General features: G+C 72.9%; 22 protein-coding genes. 11 read left to right on the plus strand and 11 right to left on the minus strand.

The genetic code is table 11. The features are described from left to right. The first annotated feature begins 8 nt into the window (after positions 1 to 8). Together HD593_RS26985 and HD593_RS26990 are read left to right on the plus strand one after the other, a co-directional pair. A complete protein-coding gene (locus HD593_RS26985; RefSeq protein ID WP_185104869.1) occupies positions 9 to 521 on the plus strand; it encodes a hypothetical protein in 513 nt (170 codons plus the stop codon). Positions 522 to 665: 144 nt separating this feature from the next. Continuing rightward, complete coding sequence (locus HD593_RS26990; RefSeq protein ID WP_185104870.1) at positions 666 to 2,150, plus strand: carboxylesterase/lipase family protein; 1,485 nt, start codon at positions 666 to 668, stop codon at positions 2,148 to 2,150. 54 nt (positions 2,151 to 2,204) lie between these two features. Here the strand turns inward: HD593_RS26990 and HD593_RS26995 are convergent, their stop codons facing one another. After that, complete coding sequence (locus HD593_RS26995) at positions 2,205 to 3,050, minus strand: PaaX family transcriptional regulator (protein ID WP_221524982.1); 846 nt, start codon at positions 3,048 to 3,050, stop codon at positions 2,205 to 2,207. A gap of 361 nt (positions 3,051 to 3,411) precedes the next feature. Between HD593_RS26995 and HD593_RS27000 the strand changes: the two genes are divergently transcribed. Both HD593_RS27000 and HD593_RS61825 read left to right on the plus strand, forming a co-directional pair. Continuing rightward, the gene (locus tag HD593_RS27000) at positions 3,412 to 3,924 is read left to right on the plus strand and encodes a flavin reductase family protein (protein WP_185104872.1); all 513 of its coding nucleotides are present in this window, start codon (positions 3,412 to 3,414) and stop codon (positions 3,922 to 3,924) included. Positions 3,925 to 3,947: 23 nt separating this feature from the next. After that, positions 3,948 to 4,349, plus strand: coding sequence for a hypothetical protein (locus tag HD593_RS61825; RefSeq protein WP_312903730.1), 402 nt, complete (start codon positions 3,948 to 3,950; stop codon positions 4,347 to 4,349). 24 nt (positions 4,350 to 4,373) lie between these two features. Here the strand turns inward: HD593_RS61825 and HD593_RS27010 are convergent, their stop codons facing one another. Next, the gene (locus tag HD593_RS27010) at positions 4,374 to 5,231 is read right to left on the minus strand and encodes an alpha/beta fold hydrolase (protein WP_185104873.1); all 858 of its coding nucleotides are present in this window, start codon (positions 5,229 to 5,231) and stop codon (positions 4,374 to 4,376) included. Positions 5,232 to 5,290: 59 nt separating this feature from the next. On the opposite strand from HD593_RS27010, the gene HD593_RS27015 reads away from it, so the two are divergent. The 3 genes from HD593_RS27015 to HD593_RS27025 all read left to right on the plus strand — a co-directional run bounded on the left by HD593_RS27015 (position 5,291) and on the right by HD593_RS27025 (position 7,762). Further along, positions 5,291 to 5,872: a CGNR zinc finger domain-containing protein gene (locus tag HD593_RS27015; RefSeq protein WP_185104874.1), complete on the plus strand. Its 582-nt coding sequence runs from the start codon at positions 5,291 to 5,293 to the stop codon at positions 5,870 to 5,872. Positions 5,873 to 5,981: 109 nt separating this feature from the next. Next, on the plus strand, positions 5,982 to 6,689 hold the full coding sequence (locus tag HD593_RS27020) for a ThuA domain-containing protein (protein ID WP_185104875.1): 708 nt from the start codon (positions 5,982 to 5,984) through the stop codon (positions 6,687 to 6,689). Beyond that, positions 6,674 to 7,762, plus strand: a complete 1,089-nt coding sequence (locus HD593_RS27025) for a Gfo/Idh/MocA family protein (protein ID WP_185104876.1) — start codon at positions 6,674 to 6,676, stop codon at positions 7,760 to 7,762. The genes HD593_RS27020 and HD593_RS27025 overlap by 16 nt, the downstream gene beginning before the upstream one ends. Before the next feature lie 152 nt (positions 7,763 to 7,914). Here HD593_RS27025 and HD593_RS27030 read toward each other — a convergent pair whose 3' ends face one another. After that, a complete protein-coding gene (locus HD593_RS27030; RefSeq protein WP_185104877.1) occupies positions 7,915 to 9,525 on the minus strand; it encodes an amidohydrolase in 1,611 nt (536 codons plus the stop codon). A 13-nt stretch (positions 9,526 to 9,538) separates the two neighbouring features. Continuing rightward, a complete protein-coding gene (locus tag HD593_RS27035; protein ID WP_185104878.1) occupies positions 9,539 to 10,810 on the minus strand; it encodes an MFS transporter in 1,272 nt (423 codons plus the stop codon). Positions 10,811 to 10,931: 121 nt separating this feature from the next. Here HD593_RS27035 and HD593_RS27040 point away from each other — a divergent pair, with 121 nt between their 5' ends. Together HD593_RS27040 and HD593_RS27045 are read left to right on the plus strand one after the other, a co-directional pair. Then, positions 10,932 to 12,560, plus strand: coding sequence for a PucR family transcriptional regulator (locus tag HD593_RS27040; RefSeq protein ID WP_312903732.1), 1,629 nt, complete (start codon positions 10,932 to 10,934; stop codon positions 12,558 to 12,560). Positions 12,561 to 12,603: 43 nt separating this feature from the next. Further along, positions 12,604 to 13,794: a cytochrome P450 gene (locus HD593_RS27045; RefSeq protein ID WP_185104879.1), complete on the plus strand. Its 1,191-nt coding sequence runs from the start codon at positions 12,604 to 12,606 to the stop codon at positions 13,792 to 13,794. Between the two features lie 3 nt (positions 13,795 to 13,797). Here the strand turns inward: HD593_RS27045 and HD593_RS27050 are convergent, their stop codons facing one another. The 3 genes from HD593_RS27050 to HD593_RS27060 are packed head-to-tail and all read right to left on the minus strand — an operon-like array spanning position 13,798 to position 16,861. Beyond that, a complete protein-coding gene (locus tag HD593_RS27050; RefSeq protein WP_185104880.1) occupies positions 13,798 to 14,619 on the minus strand; it encodes a carbohydrate ABC transporter permease in 822 nt (273 codons plus the stop codon). After that, positions 14,619 to 15,560, minus strand: coding sequence for a carbohydrate ABC transporter permease (locus HD593_RS27055; RefSeq protein WP_185104881.1), 942 nt, complete (start codon positions 15,558 to 15,560; stop codon positions 14,619 to 14,621). Before HD593_RS27055 ends, HD593_RS27050 begins: the two co-directional genes overlap by 1 nt. 2 nt (positions 15,561 to 15,562) lie before the next feature. Next, the gene (locus HD593_RS27060) at positions 15,563 to 16,861 is read right to left on the minus strand and encodes an ABC transporter substrate-binding protein (RefSeq protein WP_185104882.1); all 1,299 of its coding nucleotides are present in this window, start codon (positions 16,859 to 16,861) and stop codon (positions 15,563 to 15,565) included. Between the two features lie 118 nt (positions 16,862 to 16,979). Here HD593_RS27060 and HD593_RS27065 point away from each other — a divergent pair, with 118 nt between their 5' ends. Next, positions 16,980 to 17,936, plus strand: coding sequence for a carbohydrate kinase family protein (locus HD593_RS27065; RefSeq protein WP_221524983.1), 957 nt, complete (start codon positions 16,980 to 16,982; stop codon positions 17,934 to 17,936). Next, on the plus strand, positions 17,933 to 19,210 hold the full coding sequence (melA, locus tag HD593_RS27070; protein WP_185104884.1) for an alpha-glucosidase/alpha-galactosidase: 1,278 nt from the start codon (positions 17,933 to 17,935) through the stop codon (positions 19,208 to 19,210). The genes HD593_RS27065 and melA overlap by 4 nt, the downstream gene beginning before the upstream one ends. Before the next feature lie 8 nt (positions 19,211 to 19,218). Here the strand turns inward: melA and HD593_RS27075 are convergent, their stop codons facing one another. The 4 genes from HD593_RS27075 to HD593_RS27090 form a co-directional block, all read right to left on the minus strand. Beyond that, on the minus strand, positions 19,219 to 20,010 hold the full coding sequence (locus tag HD593_RS27075) for a DeoR/GlpR family DNA-binding transcription regulator (RefSeq protein ID WP_185104885.1): 792 nt from the start codon (positions 20,008 to 20,010) through the stop codon (positions 19,219 to 19,221). Then, a complete protein-coding gene (locus HD593_RS27080; RefSeq protein WP_185104886.1) occupies positions 20,007 to 21,305 on the minus strand; it encodes a family 4 glycosyl hydrolase in 1,299 nt (432 codons plus the stop codon). The genes HD593_RS27075 and HD593_RS27080 overlap by 4 nt, the downstream gene beginning before the upstream one ends. Before the next feature lie 40 nt (positions 21,306 to 21,345). Further along, positions 21,346 to 22,152, minus strand: a complete 807-nt coding sequence (locus HD593_RS27085) for a peptidoglycan recognition protein family protein (RefSeq protein WP_185104887.1) — start codon at positions 22,150 to 22,152, stop codon at positions 21,346 to 21,348. Between the two features lie 212 nt (positions 22,153 to 22,364). Further along, on the minus strand, positions 22,365 to 23,345 hold the full coding sequence (locus HD593_RS27090) for a C40 family peptidase (RefSeq protein ID WP_312903734.1): 981 nt from the start codon (positions 23,343 to 23,345) through the stop codon (positions 22,365 to 22,367). Positions 23,346 to 23,493 lie beyond the last annotated feature (148 nt).

Below are 23,493 nucleotides of genomic sequence, written 5' to 3' on the forward strand. Positions count from 1 at the left end.
CCGCACCCATGACCGTGATCATCCGCAACGTCTCCATGGCGGAGCGGCTGCCCGCCCCGCCGGTCAACGCGGAAGGCCGGCCGTACCGCTACGAGATGATCCACGCGGGCGGCGCCCTGCGCGGCTACGCCGACGAGCCGGCCGAGCTCGTCGGCATGCTCGTCCCCGGCTACCCGGGCCTCGGCACAGAAGGCGAACGGGCGGCGGCGCGGCTCGCCCTGGCCCTGGACGTCCAGGTCAGGCTGCAGGCGCAGCTCGCGGCCGGGCGGCTCGGCGCGTGCGGGGAGGCGGAGCGGGCCGTCCTGCTCGGCGGCAGGCACGAGCCACCCGCGCCCGCCCGCTGGACGGCACCCGTCCCGCTCGTCCTGGTCACGTCGTTCTACCGGCCCGCCGGAGCGCTGCCGAGACCGTCGGGCCCCGCCGAGCTCCAGGTCTGGCTCGACCCGGCCGACGACTGGGCGCTGCTGACCAGCCTGCACACGGCCGGCGTGATCACGGTGGGAGCCCGCGACACCCCCTGACCACACCACCGGGACACCGGGGACCCTGGCACGGGATGGCCGGGCGTCGTCACGCGCGATATCCAGGTGCGGCGGGCCCGCGGTCCGGGGGAGGATGGCCGCGCCCGGCTGTGGGAGCCGGCACCCCCGGACGAGGAGCGTGCCATGAGCACCATCGGAGCCGCGGACCCGGAGGTCCGGGTGAGCACGGGAAGGCTGCGCGGGCGGGTGGAGGACGGCGTGGCCGTCTTCCGCGGCGTGCCGTTCGCGCGCCCGCCGGTGGGCGCGCTGCGGCTGGCCGCGCCGGTGCCGGCCGAGCCGTGGGACGGGGTGCGCGAGGCCGGCGCGTTCGGTCCGCCGCCGCCGCAGTCCAGGTTGCTGGGCGCGTCCCGCGCGGACGGCGGGGACGGCGACTGGCTGACCCTCAACGTCTGGTCCCCCGACCTCGGCACCGCCCGGCTGCCGGTGATGGTGTGGATCCACGGCGGCGGCTACATGTACGGGTGGTCCGGCGACCCGCTCTTCGACGGCCGCGTGCTCGCCCGGGACGGCGTCGTCGTGGTCACCTTCAACTACCGGGTCTCCGCCGAGGGCTTCGGTCACTTCCAGGGGGCGCCGGCCAACCGCGGGTTGCTGGACCAGGCGGCCGCCCTGCGCTGGGTGCGCGGCAACATCGCGGCGTTCGGCGGAGACCCGGACCGGGTCACGGTCTTCGGCGAGTCCGCCGGCGCGGGGAGCATCGCGGCGCTGATGGCGATGCCCGCGGCGGCCGGCCTGTTCCGCGGGGCGATCGCGCAGAGCGTGCCGGGCCTGTTCTTCTCCGCCGAGCTGGCCGCCGACCTCGGCACCGTCGTGGCCGCTGAGCTGGGCCTGCCCCCGCACGCGGGCGAGCTCGCCCACCTGCCGCCGGAGCGGCTGATCGACGCGGGCGACGCGGTGTCGGAGAAGATGGGCGGCTGCCCGCGGTGGGGCCGGGCCGCGTACGCCCAGACGCTGCTCGGGCCGGTCGTGGACGGCGAGGTGCTGCCCGGAGTGCCGTGGGAGGCCGCGCGGGAGGTGGACCTGATCGCGGGGCACAACCGCGACGAGTACCGGCTGTTCATGGCCATCAGGGGCGAGCTCGGCGAGATCACCGCCGACCGGGCGGCCACCGCGCTGCGGGAGCTCGCCCCGGACCCGGAGGCCTACCGGGCCGCCTACCCGGAGGCGGGCGAGGAGCGGCTGTACGAGCTGGTGCACTCGGACTGGTTGTTCAGGATGCCCTCCCTGCGGCTGGCCGAGGCCCACCAGGGGCGGGCGTACGTGTACGAGCTGACCTGGCCCGCCCCCGGCATGGGCGGCGAGATCCTCGGCGCGTGTCACGGGCTCGGCCTGCCGCTGACGTTCGGCAACCTGACCGCCGGGGCGGCGGGGCTGCTGCTCGGCCCGGAGCCGCCGCCGGTCGCGGCTGAGCTGTCCGCCCGGGTGCGCGCGGCCTGGGTCGCCTTCGCCGCGACGGGGGATCCGGGCTGGCCGGCGTACGAGCCGGAGACCAGGCACACGTGGGTCGTCTCCACCGAGCCCGGCGTGACGGCGTATCCGGAGGAGGTCTCCCGCCGGTTGTGGGCCGGGCACGCCTTCGGCCCGCTCACGCTGCAGCCGCCGCCGTAGCGAGGCCTGACCGGGCTACAAGACGCCTGCGTGGCGTCGGGCGTTCGTAGAGTGTCAGCCTGAGGTGGCGGTCCCGTCCTGCATGGCGTCCCACTCGGCCTGCGCGCGCCGGTGCCACCGGTTGCGCAGGTCGTGGAAGACGGCCGCGGCGCGCGGGCCCGGCCAGTCCTGCTGGAGCAGCTCGGCGGGCAGGTCGGGGTCGAGGAACGGGAAGTGCCGCCACTCCTGGATGAGCAGCACCTGGTTGACGAAGGACTCCCGGTCCGACCCGGGGGTGACGCGCTCGAAGCGCTCGATGAAGCGCAGGTAGCGCTTCTCGACGTCGCCGAGGTCCCACGCGGCCATGATCAGCTCGCCGAGGTCGCCGATCCCGGCCGACGGGCCCGTCCAGGCGAAGGCCCGGCCGTCGAGGTGGAGCTCGCGTACCACGTCGCGGACGGCGGCCTCCTTCGAGGCGTCGGGGATCACCCACAGGCCGGGGGCGGGGGAGCCGAGGCCCAGCCAGGTGAGCTTGGTGCGCAGGCGGTGGCGCAGCCGCCGCTGGCTCTCCGGCACCCCGGCGGTGAGGACCAGCCAGCGGCCGTCCCAGTCGTGCGGGCCGCGCATGAAGCCGTAGATGCGCTCGGTGCCCTCGCGCAGCAGCCGGTCGCCGGCGGCGGTCAGGCTCCAGCGCACCCTGCGGCCGTGCCGGGCGGGCTCGAGCAGGCCCTCGGCGGCCGTGCGCGACAGGGCCTGGCGGGCCGACTTCTCCTCCACGCCGAGCGTGCCGAGCGCGGTGACCAGGGTGCCGGTCCAGACCTCGCCGCCGCGGGGGAGCACGAACTCGCCGAGCACGGTCAGCAGCAGCGAGCGGGCGCCCGCCTTCTCGCGCCGGCCGGGACGCGGTCCGCCAGCGGCCACGGCAGCCTCCTCGTGTACTACAAACCTCTGACGGCACCTGCTTGCGGCGTCGAGCTCAGTGTAGGGGGTGCGGGCCTGAAACGAAGGCATTACCGGTAAAACCTGTAGGAAATATTGACTTATTCGGAATGCCCGCTTAGCGTCGTGACCATGAGCCAGGGCCTCCGCCTCACCAAGCGCCACCACGTGGACTTCGGACACGTGGCCAGCGCCCAGTGTCGTTGATCACGGATCCAGGCCGTGGCGTGGCCGCCGTCGCCCACGCCCCTCTCTCCCTCCCGCGCCCGTTCTCCCGTGAGGAACATCCCGTGATCCCAGCCAGCCCAGTCCTGCCCTTCACCCGCCTCCAGAGGAGCGCCGCATGACGGAGACGCTGCCAGGGCGGGCCGTCGCCGCCGAGCACTTCCGCCGCGCGCTCGCCGTACACGCCAGCGGCGTCGTGGTGATCACCGCGCAGACCGGCGGCGTCCCCGTCGGGCTGACCGCCACGTCGTTCTCCTCGGTCAGCCTCGAACCGCCGCTCGTCTCCTTCTATGTGGACCGTTCCTCGACCACCTGGCCGCTGCTCGGCGCCGCCGACCACTTCGCGGTCAACATCCTGGCCAGCGACCAGGCGGAGGTGGCCACCCGCTTCGCCCGCAAGGGCGCCGACCGGTTCGCGCCGCCCACCCGCTGGCGGCCGGGGCCGCTCGGCGCGCCGCTGCTGCGGGACGTCTTCGCGCACCTGGTCTGCCTGCCGTACGAGCGGGCCGAGGTCGGCGACCACCTCCTGGTCGTCGGGCTCGTCGCCGAGGTCGAGACGCACAGCACCGGCCGCCCCCTCCTGTACCACCAGGGCCGCTTCGGCCGCTTCCTCCCGCACCCCGAAGACTGAAATTTCCGCACCTGGAGCTGAGTGTGACCATCTCCACCGGGACTCCCACCTACGCGAGCCCCGTCGACCACGTCTCCTACGGCCAGTACGGGCCGGGCCGCCTGCACCTGTCACCGGACTGGAACCGCCCCCTCTACCCCTTCCAGGGCCGCATCACCGCCGACGGCTCCAGCGGCCACCCCGCCGGGCCGGGCCGCTACCACCTCTACGCCGCCTGGGTCTGCCCGTACGCCCACCGCGCCGCGATCGTCCGCAAGCTCAAGGGACTGGAGGACGTGGTGCCGCTGTCGTGGGCGTCGTCCACCACCTCGCCGCGACACCCGTACACGCGCGATCTGGTGGCGGCGGTGCCGCGCCTGCCCGCTGGGGAAGTGGCAGATCTTCCCGCGACGGAGGCGAAACCGCGGGTGAGCGCGGGGATGTGAACGGGCGGGAGGTGGCGCGCGGCGTCAGGTGGTGAGGCCCGGCAGGAAGTCGCGCAGGTGGGCCAGCAGGGCGTCCGGACGCTCCTCGGGGATGAAGTGGCCGCATTCGGGGATCTCGAAGCCCCGCACGTCGTCGGCGTACTCGCGCCAGATCTCCAGCGTGGGCAGCCGCGCGGGCAGCCCCGCCGACCCCCACAGGGCCAGCACCGGCATCGTCAGCCGGCGCCCCGCGGCGGCGTCCTCGTCGTCGAGCGCGAGGTCGCGCTCGTGGGCGCGGTAGTCGTCGAAGCCCGCCCGCAGCGCGCCCGGCCGCGAGAACGCCCGGACGTAGGCGTCCACCGCCTCGGGGGACAGCCCGTGCCGGTTGTACGTCCAGCGCTCGAAGAAGTACTCCAGATAGCCGCGCACGTCCTGCCCGACCAGCCGCTCGGGCAGGTCCGGCTGCAGGTGGAACAGCCAGTGCCAGTACGCCGAGGCGACGGAGGCGTCCAGCCGGCGGAACATCTCGCGGGTCGGCACCACGTCCAGCACGGCGAGCCGCTCCACCTGGTCGGGACGGTCCAGCGCCCACCGGTGCGCCACGCGCGCGCCCCGGTCGTGCCCCACGACCGACGCCCGCTCGAACCCGAGCGAGCCGACCAGCTCCGCCAGGTCCGCCGCCATCCGCCGCTTGTCGTAGCCGGTCGCGGGCTTGTCGCTGAGGCCGTACCCGCGCAGGTCGGGAGCCACCACCGTGTGCCGCTCGGCCAGCGGGCCGAGCACCGGCTCCCAGCACAGGCCGGTCTGCGGCCAGCCGTGCAGCAGCACCACCAGCGGGCCGGAGCCCGCCCGCGTGTAGTGCAGCCGGATCCCGCCGGCGACGGCCACTCCTGTGGACTTCATGGGCACCCCTTCACTTAACCTGTTCATAGGGTTAGTGACATTACCGCGAGAATGGGGACATGGCAGCGAACGACGCGTGGATCCGGGACGGCGGCCGGGTGTGCCTCGACTTCGTCAACACGCTGCGCGACCGGTGGGACGTGCCCCGCGAGACTCTTGAGGAGCCGGAGGACCTGGTGCGCTGGCTGCACGGCGCCGGGCTGGTCGTTCCCGGCGCGCGCCTGCCCGCCCAGCCCGGCGCGGCGTTGCGGTCGGCGAGGCTGCTGCGGGAGGCGATCGACCGGGCCGTGCTGGGCGCGGCCGGGGGCGGCCTGCCCGCCCTCGCGGACGTGGACACGATCAACGAGGCGGTGGCGGCGGCGCCCCGCCCGCTCCTCCAGCTCGTGATCGCGGACGGCCGGCTGGAGCAGCGGGCCGAGCGGCTCGCCGGCGACGTCGTCGCCGGGCTGGGGCTCGTCGCCCGCGACGCGGCCGAGCTGCTGCTGTCGCCCGAGGTGGGGCGGGTGCGGGTGTGCGGCTCCGACCGCTGCGCCCTGCGCTTCGTGGACCGGTCGCAGGGGGGCAGGCGCCGCTGGTGCTCGATGAGCCGGTGCGGCAACCGGACGAAGGTGAGACGCCACCAGGAGCGCGTCCGGAATTAGCACTGGGAGTTTTGGCCCTCCCTCAGCCACAATTGGTGGAGTGTGCCTCTTTTGGGACTTAAGTGGCGCGCGGCCTATTTGTGTGGTTCATCGAGTGATTGGCGAATGCATGGCGGGCGAGCACAGGCGTACGGCGCTGGTGGTGCGAGGCGGGTGGGAAGGGCACGCCCCGGTGGCGGCCACCGACCTCTTCGTGCCCTTCCTCGAGAAGAACGGGTTCGAGGTGCGGCTGGCAGACAGCCCGGCGCCCTACGCGGACCCCGCGTACATGTCCGGGGTCGACCTCATCGTGCAGTGCTACACGATGGGCACCATCGAGCAGGACCAGCTCAAGGGCCTGCGGGCGGCCATCGAGGCCGGCACCGGGATGGCGGGCTGGCACGGCGGCATCGCCGACTCCTACCGCAACTCCTCCGACTACCTGCACCTGATCGGCGGGCAGTTCGCCTGCCATCCGGGCAAGCACCCCGACGACGAGGACGCGGGCACCGAACGGCACAACTTCGTCCCGTACACCGTCAACATGCTGCCCGAGGCGGCCGGACACCCGATCACCGAGGGGATCGGCGACTTCGACCTCGTCACCGAGCAGTACTGGGTGCTGGCGGACGACTACAACGACGTGCTGGCGACCACGACGCAGAAGGTGCGCCCGTGGGACCCCTGGCACCGGGAGGTGACCTCGCCGGCGATCTGGACGCGCCGCTGGGGCAAGGGGCGCATCTTCGTCGCGACCCCGGGGCACAGCCTCGACGTCCTGCGGAACGACAGCGTGCGCACCATCATCGAGAGGGGAATGTTGTGGGCCAGCCGCTGAACCTGGGCCTCGTCGGTTGCGGGGCCATCTCGGCCCAGTACCTGCGCACCATCGACCGGCTGCCGCAGGTACGGCTGGTGGCGGTGGCCGATCTGGACCTGGAGCGGGCGCGCGAGGCGGTGGCGCCGTACCCGGGCGTGGACGTGCTGACCGTGGCGGAGCTCATGGCCGACGCCCGCGTCGACGCCGTGCTCAACCTGACCATCCCGGCCGCGCACGCCGAGGTCGCGCTGCAGGCCATCGCGGCCGGCAAGGACGTCTACTGCGAGAAGCCGCTCGCCGCGACCGGCGAGGACGCGCGCCGGGTGCTGGAGGCGGCCCAGGCGGCGGGCGTACGGGTCGGCTGCGCGCCCGACACCGTGCTCGGCACCGGCACCCAGACCGCCCGCCAGGCCATCGACGACGGCCTCATCGGCAGGCCCGTCGCGGCCACGGCCACGATGGTGACGCCCGGGCACGAGCGCTGGCACCCGAACCCCGACTTCTACTACGTCCCCGGCGGCGGGCCGCTCCTGGACATGGGGCCGTACTACATCAGCAGCCTGGTGACGCTGCTCGGGCCCGTGTCGGCGGTGATCGGCGCGGCCAGCCGTACGCGGGCCAAGCGCACGATCGGCTCGGGCCCGCGGCAGGGCGAGGAGATCCCCGTCACCGTGGACACCCACGTCACCGGCGTGCTCGTGCACGAGTCCGGCGCGCTGTCCACGCTGGTGATGAGCTTCGACGCGGTGGCCACCAAGGCGCCGAACATCGAGGTGCACGGCGAGCGGGGCTCCCTCGTGGTGCCCGACCCCAACCACTTCGACGGCGAGGTCCTGCTGACCCGGCTCGGCGACGAGGGCCCGCGCCCGCTGCCGGTGTCGGCCGGGTACTCCGGCGCGGGCCGCGGCGTCGGCCTGATCGACCTCGCCGAGGGCCGCGAGCCCAGGGCGGGCGGGACGCTGGGCTTCCACGTCCTTGACGTCATGGAGTCGCTGCTCGCCTCGGCCCGCGAGGGGCGCGCGGTGGACATCGGGAGCACCTGCGAGCGGCCCAAGCCGGTGGCGCTGGGAGGTGCCGCTCACGAGAGCTGAGCACAGGTGCCGCCCCGGAAGGCCGAACGTGACCACCGCGGCGGGTTGACGACTGGTGGGCGCGCGGCGGCCGGGCGCCCACCAGTGCCGGCACCTCGTACCGGCCTGTGGACTCACCGGACAAGGCACTGTGGCTCTGCGGCGTCGCACGATCAGGCGCGGTAGACGATCTCCCCGTCCAGCATGGTGAGCCACGCGTCCACCCCGGCCAGCCCTTCGACGGCCAGCCCGGCGACGTCGGCGTCCAGCACCACCACGTCCGCGAGCTTCCCAGGCACCAGCGACCCGATCCGATCCTCCATCCGCAACGCGTAGGCGGCGTCGACGGTGTGCGCCCGCAGCGCCTCCTCCAGGGTGACCGCCTGGCCGGCCCCGATCGGCCCGCCCTCGCGGGTCCGCCGCCGCACCGCGTTCGAGACCGTCTCCATCGGCCGCAGCGACGACACGAACGAGTCGCTGGACAGCACCGGCCGCAGCCCGGCGTCCAGCTCCTCGCGCATCGGCTGCAGCCGGTGCGCCCGCCGCTCCCCGAGCCGCCGCACGAAGTCGGTGCCGCTGTCGTAGAGGAAGTTGGGCTGGTTGACCGGGATCACCCCGAGCGCGGCGAACTCCCTGACCTGCGCGGGCGTCGGATACCCGCAGTGCTCGATCCGGGGCCTGGCGTCGTCGCCCGACACCGCCACGGCGGCCTTGATCGCGTCCAGGGAGTAGCCCATGGCCCGGTCGCCCTGCGTGTGGATGCCGATCTGCCAGCCGGCGGACGCCGCCTTGCGCACCAGCTCCACGAGCTGCGCGGGCTCGTGGTAGAGGGACCCGGCGAAGTTCTCCCCGTACGGCTCCTCGAACATCGCGGTGCCGCCGAGCAGCGTGCCGTCGCAGTAGAACTTCATCGCGCCGAACCGCAGCCGGTCGTCGCCGAACGGCCCCGCCAGCCCGATCGAGGCCAGCTCGTCCAGCATGTGCGACAGCGGCATGACCGCCGTGCGCACCGGCAGCGTGCCCGCCTCCCACGCCGACCGGTAGACCAGCAGCTCCCGCCGCGACACCTGCGGGTCGCACACGGTGGTCACCCCGGCCCGCAGGTACGTCTCGCCGGCCAGCTCCAGCCACGACCGGAGCTGCTCCAGGGGCAGGTCGACGTGGAAGTTCGGGCCGTGGCAGCCGATGTCCACGGCCACCGGCAGCAGCAGCTCCATCGCGGAGTCCAGCACCATGCCGGTCAGCCGGCCGCCCTCGTCGCGCACGAACGCGCCACCCGCCGGATCGGGCACGTCCTCGCCGATGCCGCGCCAGGCCAGCGCGGTGGAGTTCACCACGGCCTGGTGCCCCGACACGTGGTAGACGATCACCGGGTGGTCGGTGGTGGCCTCGTCGAGCTGCCGGCGGGTGGGCCGGCCGCCGGGGAACTTGGCGTCGTCCATCCCGTACGCCCTGATCCACTGGCCCGCCGGCGTCCTGGCGGCCTCGGCGGCGACCGCGGCGACCAGGTCGGCGGCGCTGCCCACGGCCGGGTAGCGCGCGTCCACCGCGACCAGCGTCTCGGCCGTGGACAGCAGGTGGTTGTGCGGGTCGATGAAGCCCGGCAGCACGCTGCGCCCGCCCGCGTCGACCACCGCGGCGCCGGGACCGGCCGCGGCCAGCACGTCGGGCTCGCGGCCCACGGCCAGGATCCGGCCGTCGCGGACCGCCACGGCCTGCGCGTCCGGGCGCGCCGGATCCATGGTGATGACCTTGCCGCCGGTGATGACGGTCGTGGTGGACATGATGGAGGCTCTCCTATTCGCTGATGACAGAGGGGACGCGGTCGCGGTGGCGCGGCGCCACGGCCAGGCAGATGACGCTGAGCACGCACATGCCGACGAGCAGCGCCACGGCCGGCCAGGCGGCGCCGCCGTACGCGGCGACCAGGGCGGTGGCGACGAGCGGCGACAGGCCGCCGAAGATCGCGCCCGCGCCCTGGTAGGCGAGCGAGATCCCGGTGTAGCGGACGCTCGGCGGGAACATCTCGGCCAGGATCGCGGCCATCGGCCCGTACGTGCCGGACGTGACCAGCCGCATCAGCCCGAGCAACGCGAAGATCAGCACCGCGTTGCCGGAGCCGAGCACCGCGAACTGCGGCACGGCCAGCACCGCGGTCAGGGCCAGGAACACGATGGCGACCTTGCGGCTGCCGAACCGGTCGCCCAGCCAGGCGATGCCCAGCGTGGCGACCAGCTCGACGAACGAGGCGAAGCTGAGGCCGTTCAGGATGAGCTGCTCGGACGCGCCCACGGACGGCCCGGTCGCGTACGACAGCAGGAACGTGGTCAGGATGTAGTAGCCGCCGATGGCCACCGGCAGCGTGCCGATCCCGAGCAGCACCGACCGCCACGAGGTGCGGAACACCTCCTTGATCGGCACCCCGGTCTTGTCCGCCTGCTCGAAGACCGGCGACTCCTCGACCCGCAGCCGGATGAACAGGCCGACCAGCACCAGCACCGCCGAGACGATGAACGGCACCCGCCAGCCCCACGACTGCAGGGCGTCCTCGCCGAACAGGCTCATCAGGCTGAACGCGCCCGTCGCCAGCAGCGCGCCCGCCGGGTTCCCGAGCTGCGCGAACCCGCCGTAGAAGGTCTTCCTGCCCTCGGGCGCGTGCTCGACGGCCATCAGCGCCGCCCCGCCCCACTCGCCGCCGACCGCCAGCCCCTGCACGAACCGCAGCAGCACCAGCAGCACCGGGGCGAGCGCCCCGATGGATTCGTACGTGGGCAGCAGCCCGACGACGAACGTGGCCGCGCCCATCATGAGCAGCGTCACCACCAGCGCCGACTTGCGGCCGACCCGGTCGCCGAAGTGGCCGAACACGATGCCGCCGAGCGGCCTGGCGAAGAAGCCGACCGCGTAGGTGGCGAAGGACGCCATGAGCGCCACCGTGGGGCTGGAGGCGTTGGGGAAGAACAGGTCGTCGAAGAGCAGCGCGGCGGCGGTGGCGTAGACGTAGAAGTCGTACCACTCGATCGTGGTCCCGACGAAGGCGGCGCCGGCCGCCCGGGTGGCGCGGTTCATGGTTCCTCCGGGTGTAGGGGGTGCGACGACGATAAGCGCAGGTCATCCCGCGGAGAGCCGGGACGAAACGCACCACCGGTGGTGAATTAGAGTGCGGTATGCACACTCGTGAGGTGGCGCCGTGGCGTTGACGGTGGCGCAGGCGATGACCCTGCCGGGCATGGAGATGCGGCTGCTGGCCGGGCGGGCGGGGCTGGCGCGGGCGGTGCGGTGGGCGCACGTGTCGGAGCTGGCCGACCCGGTGCCGTGGCTGCTCGGCGGCGAGCTGGTGCTGACGATCGGCCTCGGCCTGCCCGCCGACGCCGCCGGGCGGCGCGCGTACGTCGAGCGGCTGGCCGGCGCGGGCTGCGCGGCGCTGGCCTTCGCCCTGGGGGAGGCGGTGACGTCGGTGCCCGCCGAGGTGCTGGCCGCCGCCGACGAGCACGGGCTGCCGGTGCTGGAGATCCTCACGCCGTTCATCGCGGTGACGGAGGCGGTGGCCCGCTGGCACGCCGACGAGCGCGTACGCGGTGAGCGCCGCGTCGTGGCCGCCCAGGAGGCCATGGCCCGGGCCGCACTCCAGGCGGGCAGCGCCGGCATCCTGCGCGCCCTGGCCGAGCACACCGGCGGCGAGGCCCTCCTGCTGGACCCGCACGGCACCCCACGCGCCTCCGGCCCGGCCGCGCCGTCACCCGGGCGGCACAGCGCGGCGGGTGCCCGCGCGGCTGCCGGTGTGCCTGGCGTGGTGGAGCGGCCGTGGCACGGCAGGGCGGTGGCGGCGGCCCGGAGCGCCGCCCGGCGCAGCGCCACCGTGCTCGACGACGGCATCCACGCCGTCCAGGTGCAGAGCCTCGGGTTCACCGGCCCGCCGAGCGGCTGGCTGGCCATCCGCACGGCCTCACCCCTGGAATGGCACACCAGGATGCTCGCCAACCAGGCGGCCTGCCTGCTGGCCATGGAGCTGGCCGGCGTGCGTGCCAACCGCGCCAGGGCCCACGCCCAGCGGGCCGCGCTGCTGTCCGCCGTGCTGGACGGCACCCTGACGCCGCGGCAGCTCGGCGAGCTGTGCCCGGTGGCGCCGCCGTACGAGGTGATCGCGGTGCGGGCGCGGGTCCCGGCGGACGCGGCGATGGAGGCGCTGGAGGACGTGCTGCCCGGCCCGGACGCCGAGGACCGGGCCTTCGTCTGCACCCGCCCCGACGGGACGACCCTCTTCGTGCTCCCGGAGGACACCCGGCCACCGGACCCCGGCCTGAGCGATGCCGGGCGGGGCGAGGTTCGATCGCGGGGAGCGCGGCTGTGTGATCGGCTGGCCGCCCCGGGCGGCGGTTGCCGGGCGCACGACCTGGAGGAGCTGCCGGCGGCGGCCCGCCACGCCACCGCCCTGGCCGGCCGAGGCGCCGGCGCCGCCCCCGGCTACACGCACGTGGACGAGCTGGAGACCGCGGCCCTGCTCAGGGACGCGTTCCTGCCCGAGGCCGCCCACCGCTTCTCCGCCGCCGTGCTGCGCCCGCTCCGCGAGCACGAGGCGCGGCACGGCGGCGACCTGGTGGCAACGCTGCGCGCGTACCTGGAGGCGGGCGAGAACCTGGAGCTGGCCGCCCGCCGCCTGGGCGTGCACCGCAACACGCTGCGCCGCCGCCTGACCACCGCCGAACGCGTCTCCGGCCGCCCGTTCACCGACCCCGGCCACCGCCTGCACCTGTGGCTGGCCCTCTCGCTCGGCGACCTCGTGCCGCCGGGCCGCCCGCGGGACGGGGAGAACGCCTAGAGTCTGGAGGTGGCGGTCAGCGCAGATCCCCTCGGGAGACCACATGAGCGATTCCGCGACCTTACCCCTCTACATGCGCCGCTCCCTGTTCGACCCGGACCCCGAGCTCGTGCGGGTACGCGAGCAGGAGGGCGTGCGGCGGGTGGCCACCCCGTTCGGGGTGGACGTCTGGATGGTCACCAGGTTCGCCGACGTCAGGGAGGTGCTGGGAGACCCGGCGCGCTTCAGCAACGCCAGGCAGCCGCGCCCGCCGGGCGCGCCCGACATGCCCAGGGAGCAGGTGGAGGCGCAGCGGGCGGGCCACCTGCTGCTGTTCGACCCGCCCGAGCACACCCGGTTGCGCCGGATGCTGGCGCCGGAGTTCACCATGCGCCGCATCCGCCGCCTGGAACCGCGGATCAGGGACATCGTGACGGAGCACCTCGACGCGATGGAGGTGGCCGGGCCGCCCGCGGACCTGGTCGAGTCGTTCGCGCTGCCGATCCCGTCCCTGGTGATCTGCGAGCTGCTCGGCGTGCCGTACGCCGACCGGGAGGAGTTCCAGCGGCGTACGAGAAGCCTGCTCGACCTGTCCCTGTCGCTGGAGGAGCGGGCCCCGATCCGCGACGCGGCACGCGCCTACATGGGCGAGCTCGTCGCCCGAGCCCGGGCCGACCAGGGTCAGGACCTGCTGGGGATGCTGGTGCGCGAGCACGGCGACGACCTGTCCACCGATGAGCTGATCGGCATCGGCAGCCTGCTGCTGGTGGCCGGCCACGAGACCACCTCCAACATGCTCGGCCTCGGCACCCTGGCCCTGCTGCGCCACCCCGACCAGCTCGACCTGCTCAGGAAGGAGCCCGAGCGCGCCGGCGCCGCCGTGGAGGAGCTGCTGCGCTGGCTCAGCATCGTGCACAACGGCACGTTCAAGACCACCACCACCGAGGTCGAGCTGTCGGGCGTGCGCATCCCTGAAGACGCGCTGGTGGTGGTCGCGCTGCCCGTCGCCAACCGCGACCCCGCGCTCGTGCCCGACGCCGACCGGCTCGATCTCGCCCGCGGCGACCTCGGCCACCTGGCCTTCGGCCACGGCGTGCACCACTGCCTGGGCGCGCCGCTGGCCAGGATGGAGATGCAGATCGCCTTCAACGCGCTGCTGGCGCGCTTCCCCGGCCTGCGCGAGGCCGGCCCGCCGCCGCAGTTCCGGTCCATGAACGTCGTGTACGGGCTGACCTCCCTCCAGGTGACCTGGTGAGGCTCAGCCCTTCAGCCCGCTGAACGTCATGGTGGCCACGAACTGCCGCTGCGCCAGCACGAACGCGATGATCAGCGGCATCGTGGCCACCACGTTCCCGGCCATCAGCAGCGACCACTGCGTGTGCCGGGTGCCCTGGAAGTTGGCCAGCCCGAGCTGCATCGTGTAGAGGCTCTCGTCGCTGATCGCGACCAGCGGCCAGATCAGGTCGTTCCACGAGCCGAGCAGCGTGAACACGGTGAGCGTCGCCAGCGCGGGCCTGGCCAGCGGCAGCACCACCCGCCAGAACACGCCGAACGTCGAGCACCCGTCGATGCGGGCCGCGTCCTCCAGCTCGGCCGGCAGCGACAGGAAGAACTGCCGCATCAGGAAGATCCCGAACGCCGACGCCAGCCATGGCACGAACGCCGCCGCCAGGGTGTCGATCAGGCCGAGCCGGCTGAACATCACGTACGTCGGGATCATCAGGAGCTGCGTCGGGATCATGATGGTCGCCAGGATCATCAGGAACCCGGCGTTCCTGCCGAAGAACTTCAGCCGCGCGAAGCCGTACCCGGCCATGGAGCAGAGCACGAGCTGGGCGAGCACCGCGATGGCGGCCACGATGACGGTGTTCAGCAGCCAGCGCAGCGCCTGCGACTCGGTGAACAGGCCGATGAAGCCGTCGAGCTGCAGCCGGCTCGGGATGAGGCGGGGCGGGAAGCGGTTGATGTCGCCGTCCGGCATGAACGCGGTCAGCACCATCTGCACCAGCGGCAGCGCGAACAGCAGGGCCAGCGGCATCAGCAGCAGGTGCCAGGGGCTGAACGGCAGACGTCTCAGCATCAGAAGGCCTCGATCTTGCTGCGCCGGGAGTAGACGATCATCCCGACGGTGATGAGCAGGGTCGCGGCGAACAGCCCGTAGGCGACGGCCGAGCCGTAGCCGAACTTCGTGAGCTTGAACGCCTGGAGGTAGACGTAGTAGACGATCGTCTGCGTCGCGCCCAGCGGGCCGCCCCTGGTCGTGGTGAAGACCAGGTCGAACAGCTGCAACGCGGTGATCGTCTGCCAGATGGAGGTGAAGACGGTGACGGGCCCGAGCGCGGGCAGCGTGACGTGCCGGAACACCTGCCAGCGGTTGGCGCCGTCCATCCGGGCCGCCTCCACCACGTCCTTCGGGATGTCCTGCAGCGCGGCCAGGTACACGACCACGGTGAAGCCGACCTGGCCCCACAGCGCGATCAGGCAGATCACCGCGAGCGCCTGAGACTGGCTCTCCAGGAACTGCTGCTGCGGCAGGCCGATGGTGCGCAGCACGGTGTTGGCGGCGCCGTACTGGGGGTTGAAGACGAAGCTGGCCAGGATGCCGGTCGCCGCCGCCGACGCGACGAACGGGATGAAGATGCACGTCCGGTAGAAGCCGACCAGCTTGATCGGCCGGTTGAGCGCGACGGCGATCAGCATCCCGAGGAAGATCGACGAGGGTACGAACAGCACCGTGAACACCAGCGTGTGCCGTACCGCCGCGAGCAGGTCCGGGTCCTGGACCATGAGCTCGTAGTTCAGCAGCCCGATGGGCTTGGCGGGGGCGATGCCGTTCCACTTCTGCAGCGAGATAAGGAACGCCCACACCGCGGGGAAGATCGACAGGCCCACCACGAGCGCGGTGGCGGGCCCCGCGAACCCCCATCCGACCAGGCTGCGGTGCAGCCACCGCAGCCGGCCGGACGGGATCGCCGCGCGGTGGGCGGCGGCCTGGCGCCGCCCGGCGAACAGCAGCGACATCGTCAGCCCCCGGCCAGCGCCTGGCGCGACTTGGCGGCCGCCTCGTCCAGTGCCGCCTTCGGCGTGGCCGCGCCCTGCATCGCCTTGGCGATGGCCTCACCGACATAACGCGACATTTCCACGTATCCGCTGACCGTGGGCCTGGCCTGCTTGGCGTTCGCCAGGTTGGCCACCAGCTTCTCGACGCCCGGGTACTCCTTGATGTAGGTCTGGTACTCCGGCAGCGACGTCTCCGAGGCGCGCAGCGGCAGGTTGCCCTGCGCGAGGTTCCACTGGGCGTCGCCCTCGGCCGAGGTGAGCCACTTCATCAGCTCGAACGACCAGTAGGCCCGGTTGGCGTCGCCGTTGTCGAACAGCGTCCACAGGTCCGGCCCCGAGACCGTCTGGTGGTCGCCGTTGGTGCCGGGCAGGAACGCCACCCCGTAGTCGGTCTTCTTCTCCTTCAGCTCCAGCAGCGACCACGGCCCGTTGATGATCATCGCGATCCGGCCGTCCCCGAACAGCGGCGCGTACCGCTCGTCGGTCTGGTCGAGGTAGACGCTCTTGTCGTCCACCGCCATCGCCCGCAGGAACTCCAGCGCGTCCACCCCGGCCTGGGAGTTGAACGCGGCCTGCTTGCCGTCCTGCGACAGGATGCTGCCGCCGCGCTGCCACAGCAGCGGCCAGAAGTGCCAGGTGGTGTCCTCGGAGGCGCTCACCGAGTACGCGGTCCCGTAGATCTTCTCCGCCGGGTCCGTGAGCTTCTTGGCCGCGGCCCTGAAGTCGTCCCAGGTCCACTCGTCGGTCGGGTACGGCACCTGCTTGGCGTCGAAGAGGGTCTTGTTGTAGAGCAGGGCGAGGTTGTCCACGATCGCGGGGAAGCCGATGACCTGGCCGTTCGGCGTCGCGGTGGTGCGGGCGGACTCGGGGAACTCCGCCCACTTGACGGCCGGGTCCTTCACCTTCTCGGTCAGGTCGAGGGTCTTGCCCGACTCCTGCAACTGCGACGCCCAGCTACCGAATGCATAGGAAATATCGGGATACACGCCGCTTGCGAAGCCCGCGGACAACTTCTGCAGCAGCTCGTCGGTGGTGGACGCGCCCGAGGTGACCTCGATGGTGACGTTGGGATGCTGCTGGGTGAACTTGGCCGCCAGCCCCTCCAGGATCTTCTGCGCGTCCGAGGTCTGCCCCGACCACCACGTGAGCTTCACCTTCGCCTGCGGGTCCACGGTCTTGGCGCCCTCCTGGGACGGTCCCCCGCAGCCGGAGGCCGCCAGGATGATCGCCGCTACCAGGGCCGCCACGGTTCTTCTTCGCACTGTGGATGCTCCCTCCCGGAATGTTGGAGCCCATCATGGCCACTTTCGAAGTCTTGTCAATACCTTCGAAAATTCGCAAGGCTTGACAAGCTTTCACAACTCCTGCGACTGTGCCGTGGTGTCCAGAACGACCTTCGACCTCCTAGTCGCAGGCGACGCCAACCCGGACGTGATCGTGTCGGGTTCGCCTCGCCATCCCGAGTTCGGCCAGCGCGAGCAGCTCGTCCCCGCCGCCGGCCTCGTGCTCGGCGGCTCCGGCGCGATCACCGCGTACGGCGCCGCCCGGCTGGGCCTGCGCACCGCGTTCGTCGGGCGGGTGGGCGACGACCCCGCGGGCGCCTTCGTCCTGGACGCCCTGCGCGGCGGCGGCGTGGACGTCTCCGCCTGCGTCGTCGACCCCGGTGTGCCCACGGCCATGACCGTGGTGCTGGTGGACGGCGACGACCGGGCCATCCTCACCGCCCCCGGCTGCCTCGACCGGCTCGCCCCCGCCGACGTGCCGCCCGGCCTGCTCGAACGCGCCGCGCACGTGCACGTCTCGTCGTACTTCCTGCAGCCGCTGCTGGCGGCGGGGCTGGCCGGGCTGTTCGGCATGGCCAGGGCCGCCGGCGCCTCCACCTCCCTCGACACCAACGACGACCCGGCAGGCCGGTGGGCGGGCCTGGCCGAGGTGCTGCCGGTCACCGACGTGCTGCTCCCCAACGAGAACGAGGCCCTCGCCATCGCCCGCGCCGTCTCGGGAGCCGGCACGGATGGCGAGGTGGACCAGGGGGCCGAGCTCGAACGGGCGGTCAAGGAGCTGGCCGCCCGCGGCACCCTGCCCGTCGTCAAGCGCGGCGAGCGCGGCGCCCTCGCCTTCGCCGACGGCGAGTTCGTCGAGGTCCCCGCCCGCCCCGCCACCGTCGTGGACGCCGTCGGCGCGGGCGACAGCTTCAACGCGGGCCTGCTCGCCGCCCTCCTGCGCGGCCTGCCACTGAGCCGGAGCATGTCGGTCGCCGTGACCTGCGGCACCCTTTCCACCCGCGCCGCCGGGGGCACCGCGGCGCAGCCCACCTGGGAGGAAGCAACCTCATGAAGAAGATCGTGTTCGTCGGGGCGGGAAGCGTCGTCTTCACCCAGGGGCTGCTCGCCGACCTGGCCGCCTTCCCCGAGCTGCGCGGCATGCGCATCGCGCTGCACGACATCGACCCCGAGCGGCTGCAGGTGGCCGAGGCCGTCGCCCGCCGCATCACCGCCGGCTCCGCCACCGTCACCGCCCACCTCGACCGCCGCGAGGCACTCGACGGCGCGGACTTCGTGATCAACATGGTCCAGGTCGGCGGCTACGACGCCACCGTCACCGACTTCGAGATCCCCGCCAGGTACGGCCTGCGCCAGACGATCGCCGACACCATCGGCGCGGGCGGCGTGTTCCGCGCGCTGCGCACGTTCCCGCTGCTCGACGCGCTGGCGGCGGACATCGGCGCGGTCTGTCCCGACGCGCTGCTGCTCAACTACACCAACCCGATGGCGATGAACGTCTGGTACCTGTCGGGCAAGGTCAGGAACGTGGTCGGCCTGTGCCACTCGGTCTACTGGACGATGCGGGGCCTGGCGGAGCTGGTGGAGGTGCCGTACGAGGAGATCTCCTACGTCGCGGCGGGCGTCAACCACCAGGCGTGGGTGCTGCGCTTCGAGCGCGACGGCGAGAACCTGTACCCCCGCCTGGACAGCGCCGCCGACCGCGACCCCGAGCTGCGGCGGCGGGTGCGGATCGACATGTACCGGCGGCTCGGCCACTACCCGACCGAGACCAGCGAGCACTCCGCCGAGTACGTGCCCTGGCTGATGCACCACGACTCCGAGCTCGACCGGCTGCGCATCCCGGTGGGGGAGTACCTGCGGGTCAGCGAGGACAACCTGGCAGAGTACAAGCGCACCCGCGACCTCGTCCGGCAGGGCGGCGAGCTCGACCTCGCCGGCACCGACGAGTACGCCCCCCAGATCATCCACAGCATCGTCACCGGCACGCCCCGCGTCGTCTACGGCAACGTCGTCAACGACGGGCTCATCTCCAACCTGCCGCAGGGCTGCGTGGTGGAGGTGCCGTGCGTGGTGGACGCCACCGGCGTGCGGCCCACCGCGATCGGCGCGCTGCCCCCGCAGTGCGCGGCCCTGAACAGGACGTACGCGAGCGTCAACGAGCTCACGGTACGCGCCGCGCTCGAAGGCGACCCCCGCCACGTCAGGCACGCCCTGATGATCGACCCCAACACGGCGGCCTCGCTCACGCTGGACGACATCTGGCGCATGGCCGACGACCTCACCCGCGCCCACGGCGACCTCCTGCCGGAGGCCCTCAGAGCGTAGGGGCGGGCTCAGCGGGCGATCTCGACCTCCAGCCCCTTGTCCCGCAGCGCGGCCACGCACTCGGGATCGGCCGACTCGCCCGTGATCAGCAGGTCGATCTCGCCGACCGCGCAGATCGGCGCCATCTCCACCACACCCAGCTTGGACGCGTCCGCGACCAGGATCTTCCTGGCCGCGGCGCGCAGCATGCGCTGCTTCATCTCCGCGTCGGGCAGGCTCACGTTCGTCACCCCGCCGGCCGCGTCGACCCCGCCGCAGCCCAGGATGACGGTGTGGGCCCTGATGCCCTCCAGCAGCTTGCCGCCCAGCGGATCGACCAGCGAGTGCTGCTGCCGCCGCAGGCTGCCACCGGTCACCACCACCGAGATGCGCGGCAGCGCGGGCTCCAGCTCCAGCGCCGTGCGCAGCCCGTTGGTGAACACCGTCACCTCGGTCAGGTCGGGGCGCGCCACCAGCTCCCTGGCCACGTACGTCGTGGTCGTGCCCGCCCCCATCAGCACGCTCTCGCCCGAGCCGACCAGCCGCGCCGCGACCTTCGCGATGGACGACTTCTCCACCGCCGCCGTGCCCAGCGACAGCTCGAACGACGGCTCCACGTGCGGCGCGGGCCCGGCGGACACGGCGCCGCCGCGCACCCGGCGCACCTTGCCCTGCTCCTCCAGCGCGTCGAGGTCGGCCCGGACCGTCACGCTGGACACCCCGAACGCCTCGGCCAGCTCCGCCACCCGGGCGAACTCCTGCTCGGTCAGCAACGCCAGCATGCGCTCGCGCCGCACCTCCGTCGGCATCGACTCGCTCATCGGCGGACCGCCGCCGGCAGCAGGTCGCCGTGCGCCTCGATCAGCTCGTCGCACAGCGCCTCGATCGCGGGCAGCGGCAGCGTGGCCGCCGTGTTCGGGTCGAGCATGGCCGCCTGGTAGACGTGCGCGCGCTCCCCGTCGAGCACCGCGCGCACGGTCAGCTCCACCACGTTGAGGAACGTCCGGTTGAGCGCGGCGAGCTGGACGGGCAGGTCGCCGACGGCCCGCGGGCGCACCCCGCCGGAGCCGACCAGGGCGGGCACCTCCACGCACGCCTGCCCGGGCAGGTTGCCGATGAGGCCGCGGTTGGGCACGTTGACGTAGATCTCCTTCTCCTCGCCGGTCAGCAGGGCCAGGATCATCGCGGCGGCGGGCTCCTGGTGCTGCCACCGGATGAGCAGCTTGTGGCCGGCGGACAGGGCGCGCCGGGTCTCCTCGTACAGGTGCAGGCTCTGGCCGACGCGGCGCAGGTACTCCTCGACCGGCACGCCCAGCCTGGCGGTCTCCTCAGGGTGGCGCATGATCCACGGCACGTACTCGGCGGCGTGCTCGCTCGACTGCGTGGGGAAGCGGCCGAAGGTCCGGTAGAGCTCGACCCGCACGTGCCTGCGCAACTGGGCGTCGGCCGCGATCACCGCGTCGAGCTCCGGGTAGAGCGAGCGGCCGCCGGCCTCGAAGCGCAGCACGAACGACTGGTGGTTGAGCCCGGCGCTGAGGAACGTGATCTCGTCCTCGTCGCGGCCGACCAGGTCGGCGAGGTAGGCGTGCGTGTCGCACACCGAGTGGCACAGCCCGGCGAACCGCTCGAACCCGGTGGCCTCGTGCACCGCCCACCCGGTCATCGCCATCGGGTCGGTGCTGCTCAGCAGCCACGCCTGGGGGCACAGCTCGGCCATCTGCCCGGCCAGCTCCACCAGCACCGGGATCGTGCGCAGGCCGCGGAACACGCCGCCGATGCCGATGGTGTCGCCGATGGTCTGGCGCAGGCCGTACCGGTGGGGGATCTCGAAGTCGCGCAGCGTGGCCTCGAAGCCGCCGACGTCGAGGTGGGAGACGACGAAGTCGGCTCCCCTGAGCGCCTGGCGCCGGTCGAACACGCTGCGGATCTTCGCGTCCGCGCCCGCCTCCGTGCCCAGCGCCCGCACCAGCGTCTCCGTCGTCGCCAGCCTGCCGGGGTCGTCGTCGTGCAGCACGACCTCCAGCTCGCCGCGCAGGGCGGGGGCGAGCATCAGGGCGGACAGGACGCGGCGCGTCAGCTCAACGTCACCGACCCCGATGAAGACGATCCGCGCCATCCCCGCAGTATCCCACGCCCGCGACGCCGCGACGTTCTCGTCAGACCCGCAGCAGTGGCGCCCAGGTGCTCGGCCCGACGAGGCCGTCCGGGTCGATGCCCTCGGCCTGCTGGAACCTGCGTACCAGCTCGACCAGCCCGTCGTCGCAGCGCGTCGACTTCAGCCACCCCTCCAGCCCGTCCTGGACCGTGGCGTAGGCGGCGGGAGGCACGTGCCCCCGGGCGAACAGGCAGCCTCTGACGGTCTTGACGTCGTAGTTGTCGTCGCCGAGCCGGATCAGCGGCAGTTCCTTCACGAGATCCTCCGTCCAGGACGGGCCGGGCGCGCCGGCGATGAGGGCGGCGACGGCCGCCCGGAAGTCGGTCATGTCGATGGAGTGGGGGTCGGGCTTGGCGGTGTTGACCTCCCGGTGGGCCCTGACGCGCGAGGCGCCCAGCCCGAACTCGCGGCACAGCTCCGCGCACAGCCGCCGGTACGCGTCGAGCTGCACCTCCGGCCACGGCTGGGAGCCGTTGTTCTCGGCCTCGATGCCGAGCGAGCTGGAGTTGTCGTGCCGGGGCGAGGTCGAGGGGGCGTTGTGCCAGCAGCGTCCGGCGGCGATGACGTAGATGCGGCCCGAGCGGCCGAGCCCGAACTGCGACAGCGGCCCGGACAGGCCGGGCCGGCCGTCGCGCACCACGGCGAGCGAGGGGTAGTCGCCGCCGCCGGCCGGCCCGGCGGTGTGGTGGCAGACGATGCCCTGCACCTCCGGTTGCGGCCCGTGGCCCCGGCTCTTCCACCCCGCCACCTCGGTCACCGGGTGGCCCGTGCGGCGGGCGACGTCGGCGAGCTGGGTCAAATACGGCATCGAGCACCTCCGTCTTGCGTCTGGATGAGTCTCACACCCTTCGATCGACGACCAGTAGCCATCGGGTTGCTGTACGTGGTCGCCGGCGGGCGGGCCGATGACCGGAGCTCCCGCCGTGCTCGGCGGGCGCCTACAGATCACTACCATGCCGTACCCGTACGCAACCGGGAGATTCGAAGAATTCGGGTGATCCGCCCCGGAAGACGCCGGTTTCAGGGGCGGACGGCGCCGACCAGGCGGCCGCGCCAGTAGTCGTCGAGATCGACCACCTTGATGACGTCGCCGGTCTGCGGGGCGTGCACCATCTTCCCGCCGCCCGCGTACATGCCCATGTGCCCCAGCCCCTTGCTGAACAGCAGGTCGCCGGGCTGCACCTGGTCCAGCGGCACGCGCCGGTCGGCGCCCCAGGCCCACTGCGTGTACGTGGTGCGCGGCAGCGACACCCCGGCCGCCCGCCAGGCCGCCTGGGTCAGGCCCGAGCAGTCGAAGGAGCCCGGCCCCGTGCCGCCGTACCGGTAGGGCTTGCCGACCTGGGCGAAGGCGAACTGCAGCGCCTCGCGGGCGTTGCCAGAGGCCGGGCCCGTGTACTTCAGGCCGGTGCTGCGCGGGTTGCCGCTCTGGTAGTCGCCCAGGCGGCGCAGCAGCTTCGTCTGCTGGTCGACGAGGTCGTCGACCTCCTCCTGCTTGCCGCGTACGTCATCGCGGGCCCGCTCGGCCTCCTCCGTGGCGGCCCTGGCCCGGTCGCGCCGCTCACGCAGGCCCGCCGTCGCGCCCTCGTACGCCTGGATCTTCGCCGCCCGGTCCCGGGCCATCTGGTCGAGGGAGGCCATGCCGCCGAGCATCGTCTCGGGCCGGCCGCCGACGGCGAGCCGCTGCCAGCCCAGCGACGGGCCGAACTGGTAGTTGTGCACGGCGATGGCCGCCAGCTCCTCGCGCAGCTCCGCCACCTGCTCGTCCTTTGCGGCCAGCTCGCTCTGCAGCGCCCGGTACTTCTTCCTGGCCTCGCGATAGGCCTCGGTGGCCTGGTTGTAGCGTTCGACGAGCTGGTCGGCCCGCTCGTTGAGCTTCACCAGCCGGGCTCTGACCTGGGCGGGGGACGGGTCGGCCCAGGCCGCACCCGGTACGACGACCGGAACGGTCATGGCCAGCGCCGCGGCGGCCGCCGCCCGTGCGAGCCTCGCCGACACCGTCACCCGCCTGCCTCCTTCGCGCCCTTTCCACGAGGAGGTACGCGGGAAGCGCCGCGGGTGTTCAGCCCCAGAGGCAAAACGGTGGTGTTCGGCGCCGTCGATACGTGTCGACCACGGCTGAGCAGGAGCAGAAGTGGCGACGAGATTCGAG

Source organism: Nonomuraea rubra, assembly GCF_014207985.1.
Taxonomy (GTDB): domain Bacteria; phylum Actinomycetota; class Actinomycetes; order Streptosporangiales; family Streptosporangiaceae; genus Nonomuraea; species Nonomuraea rubra.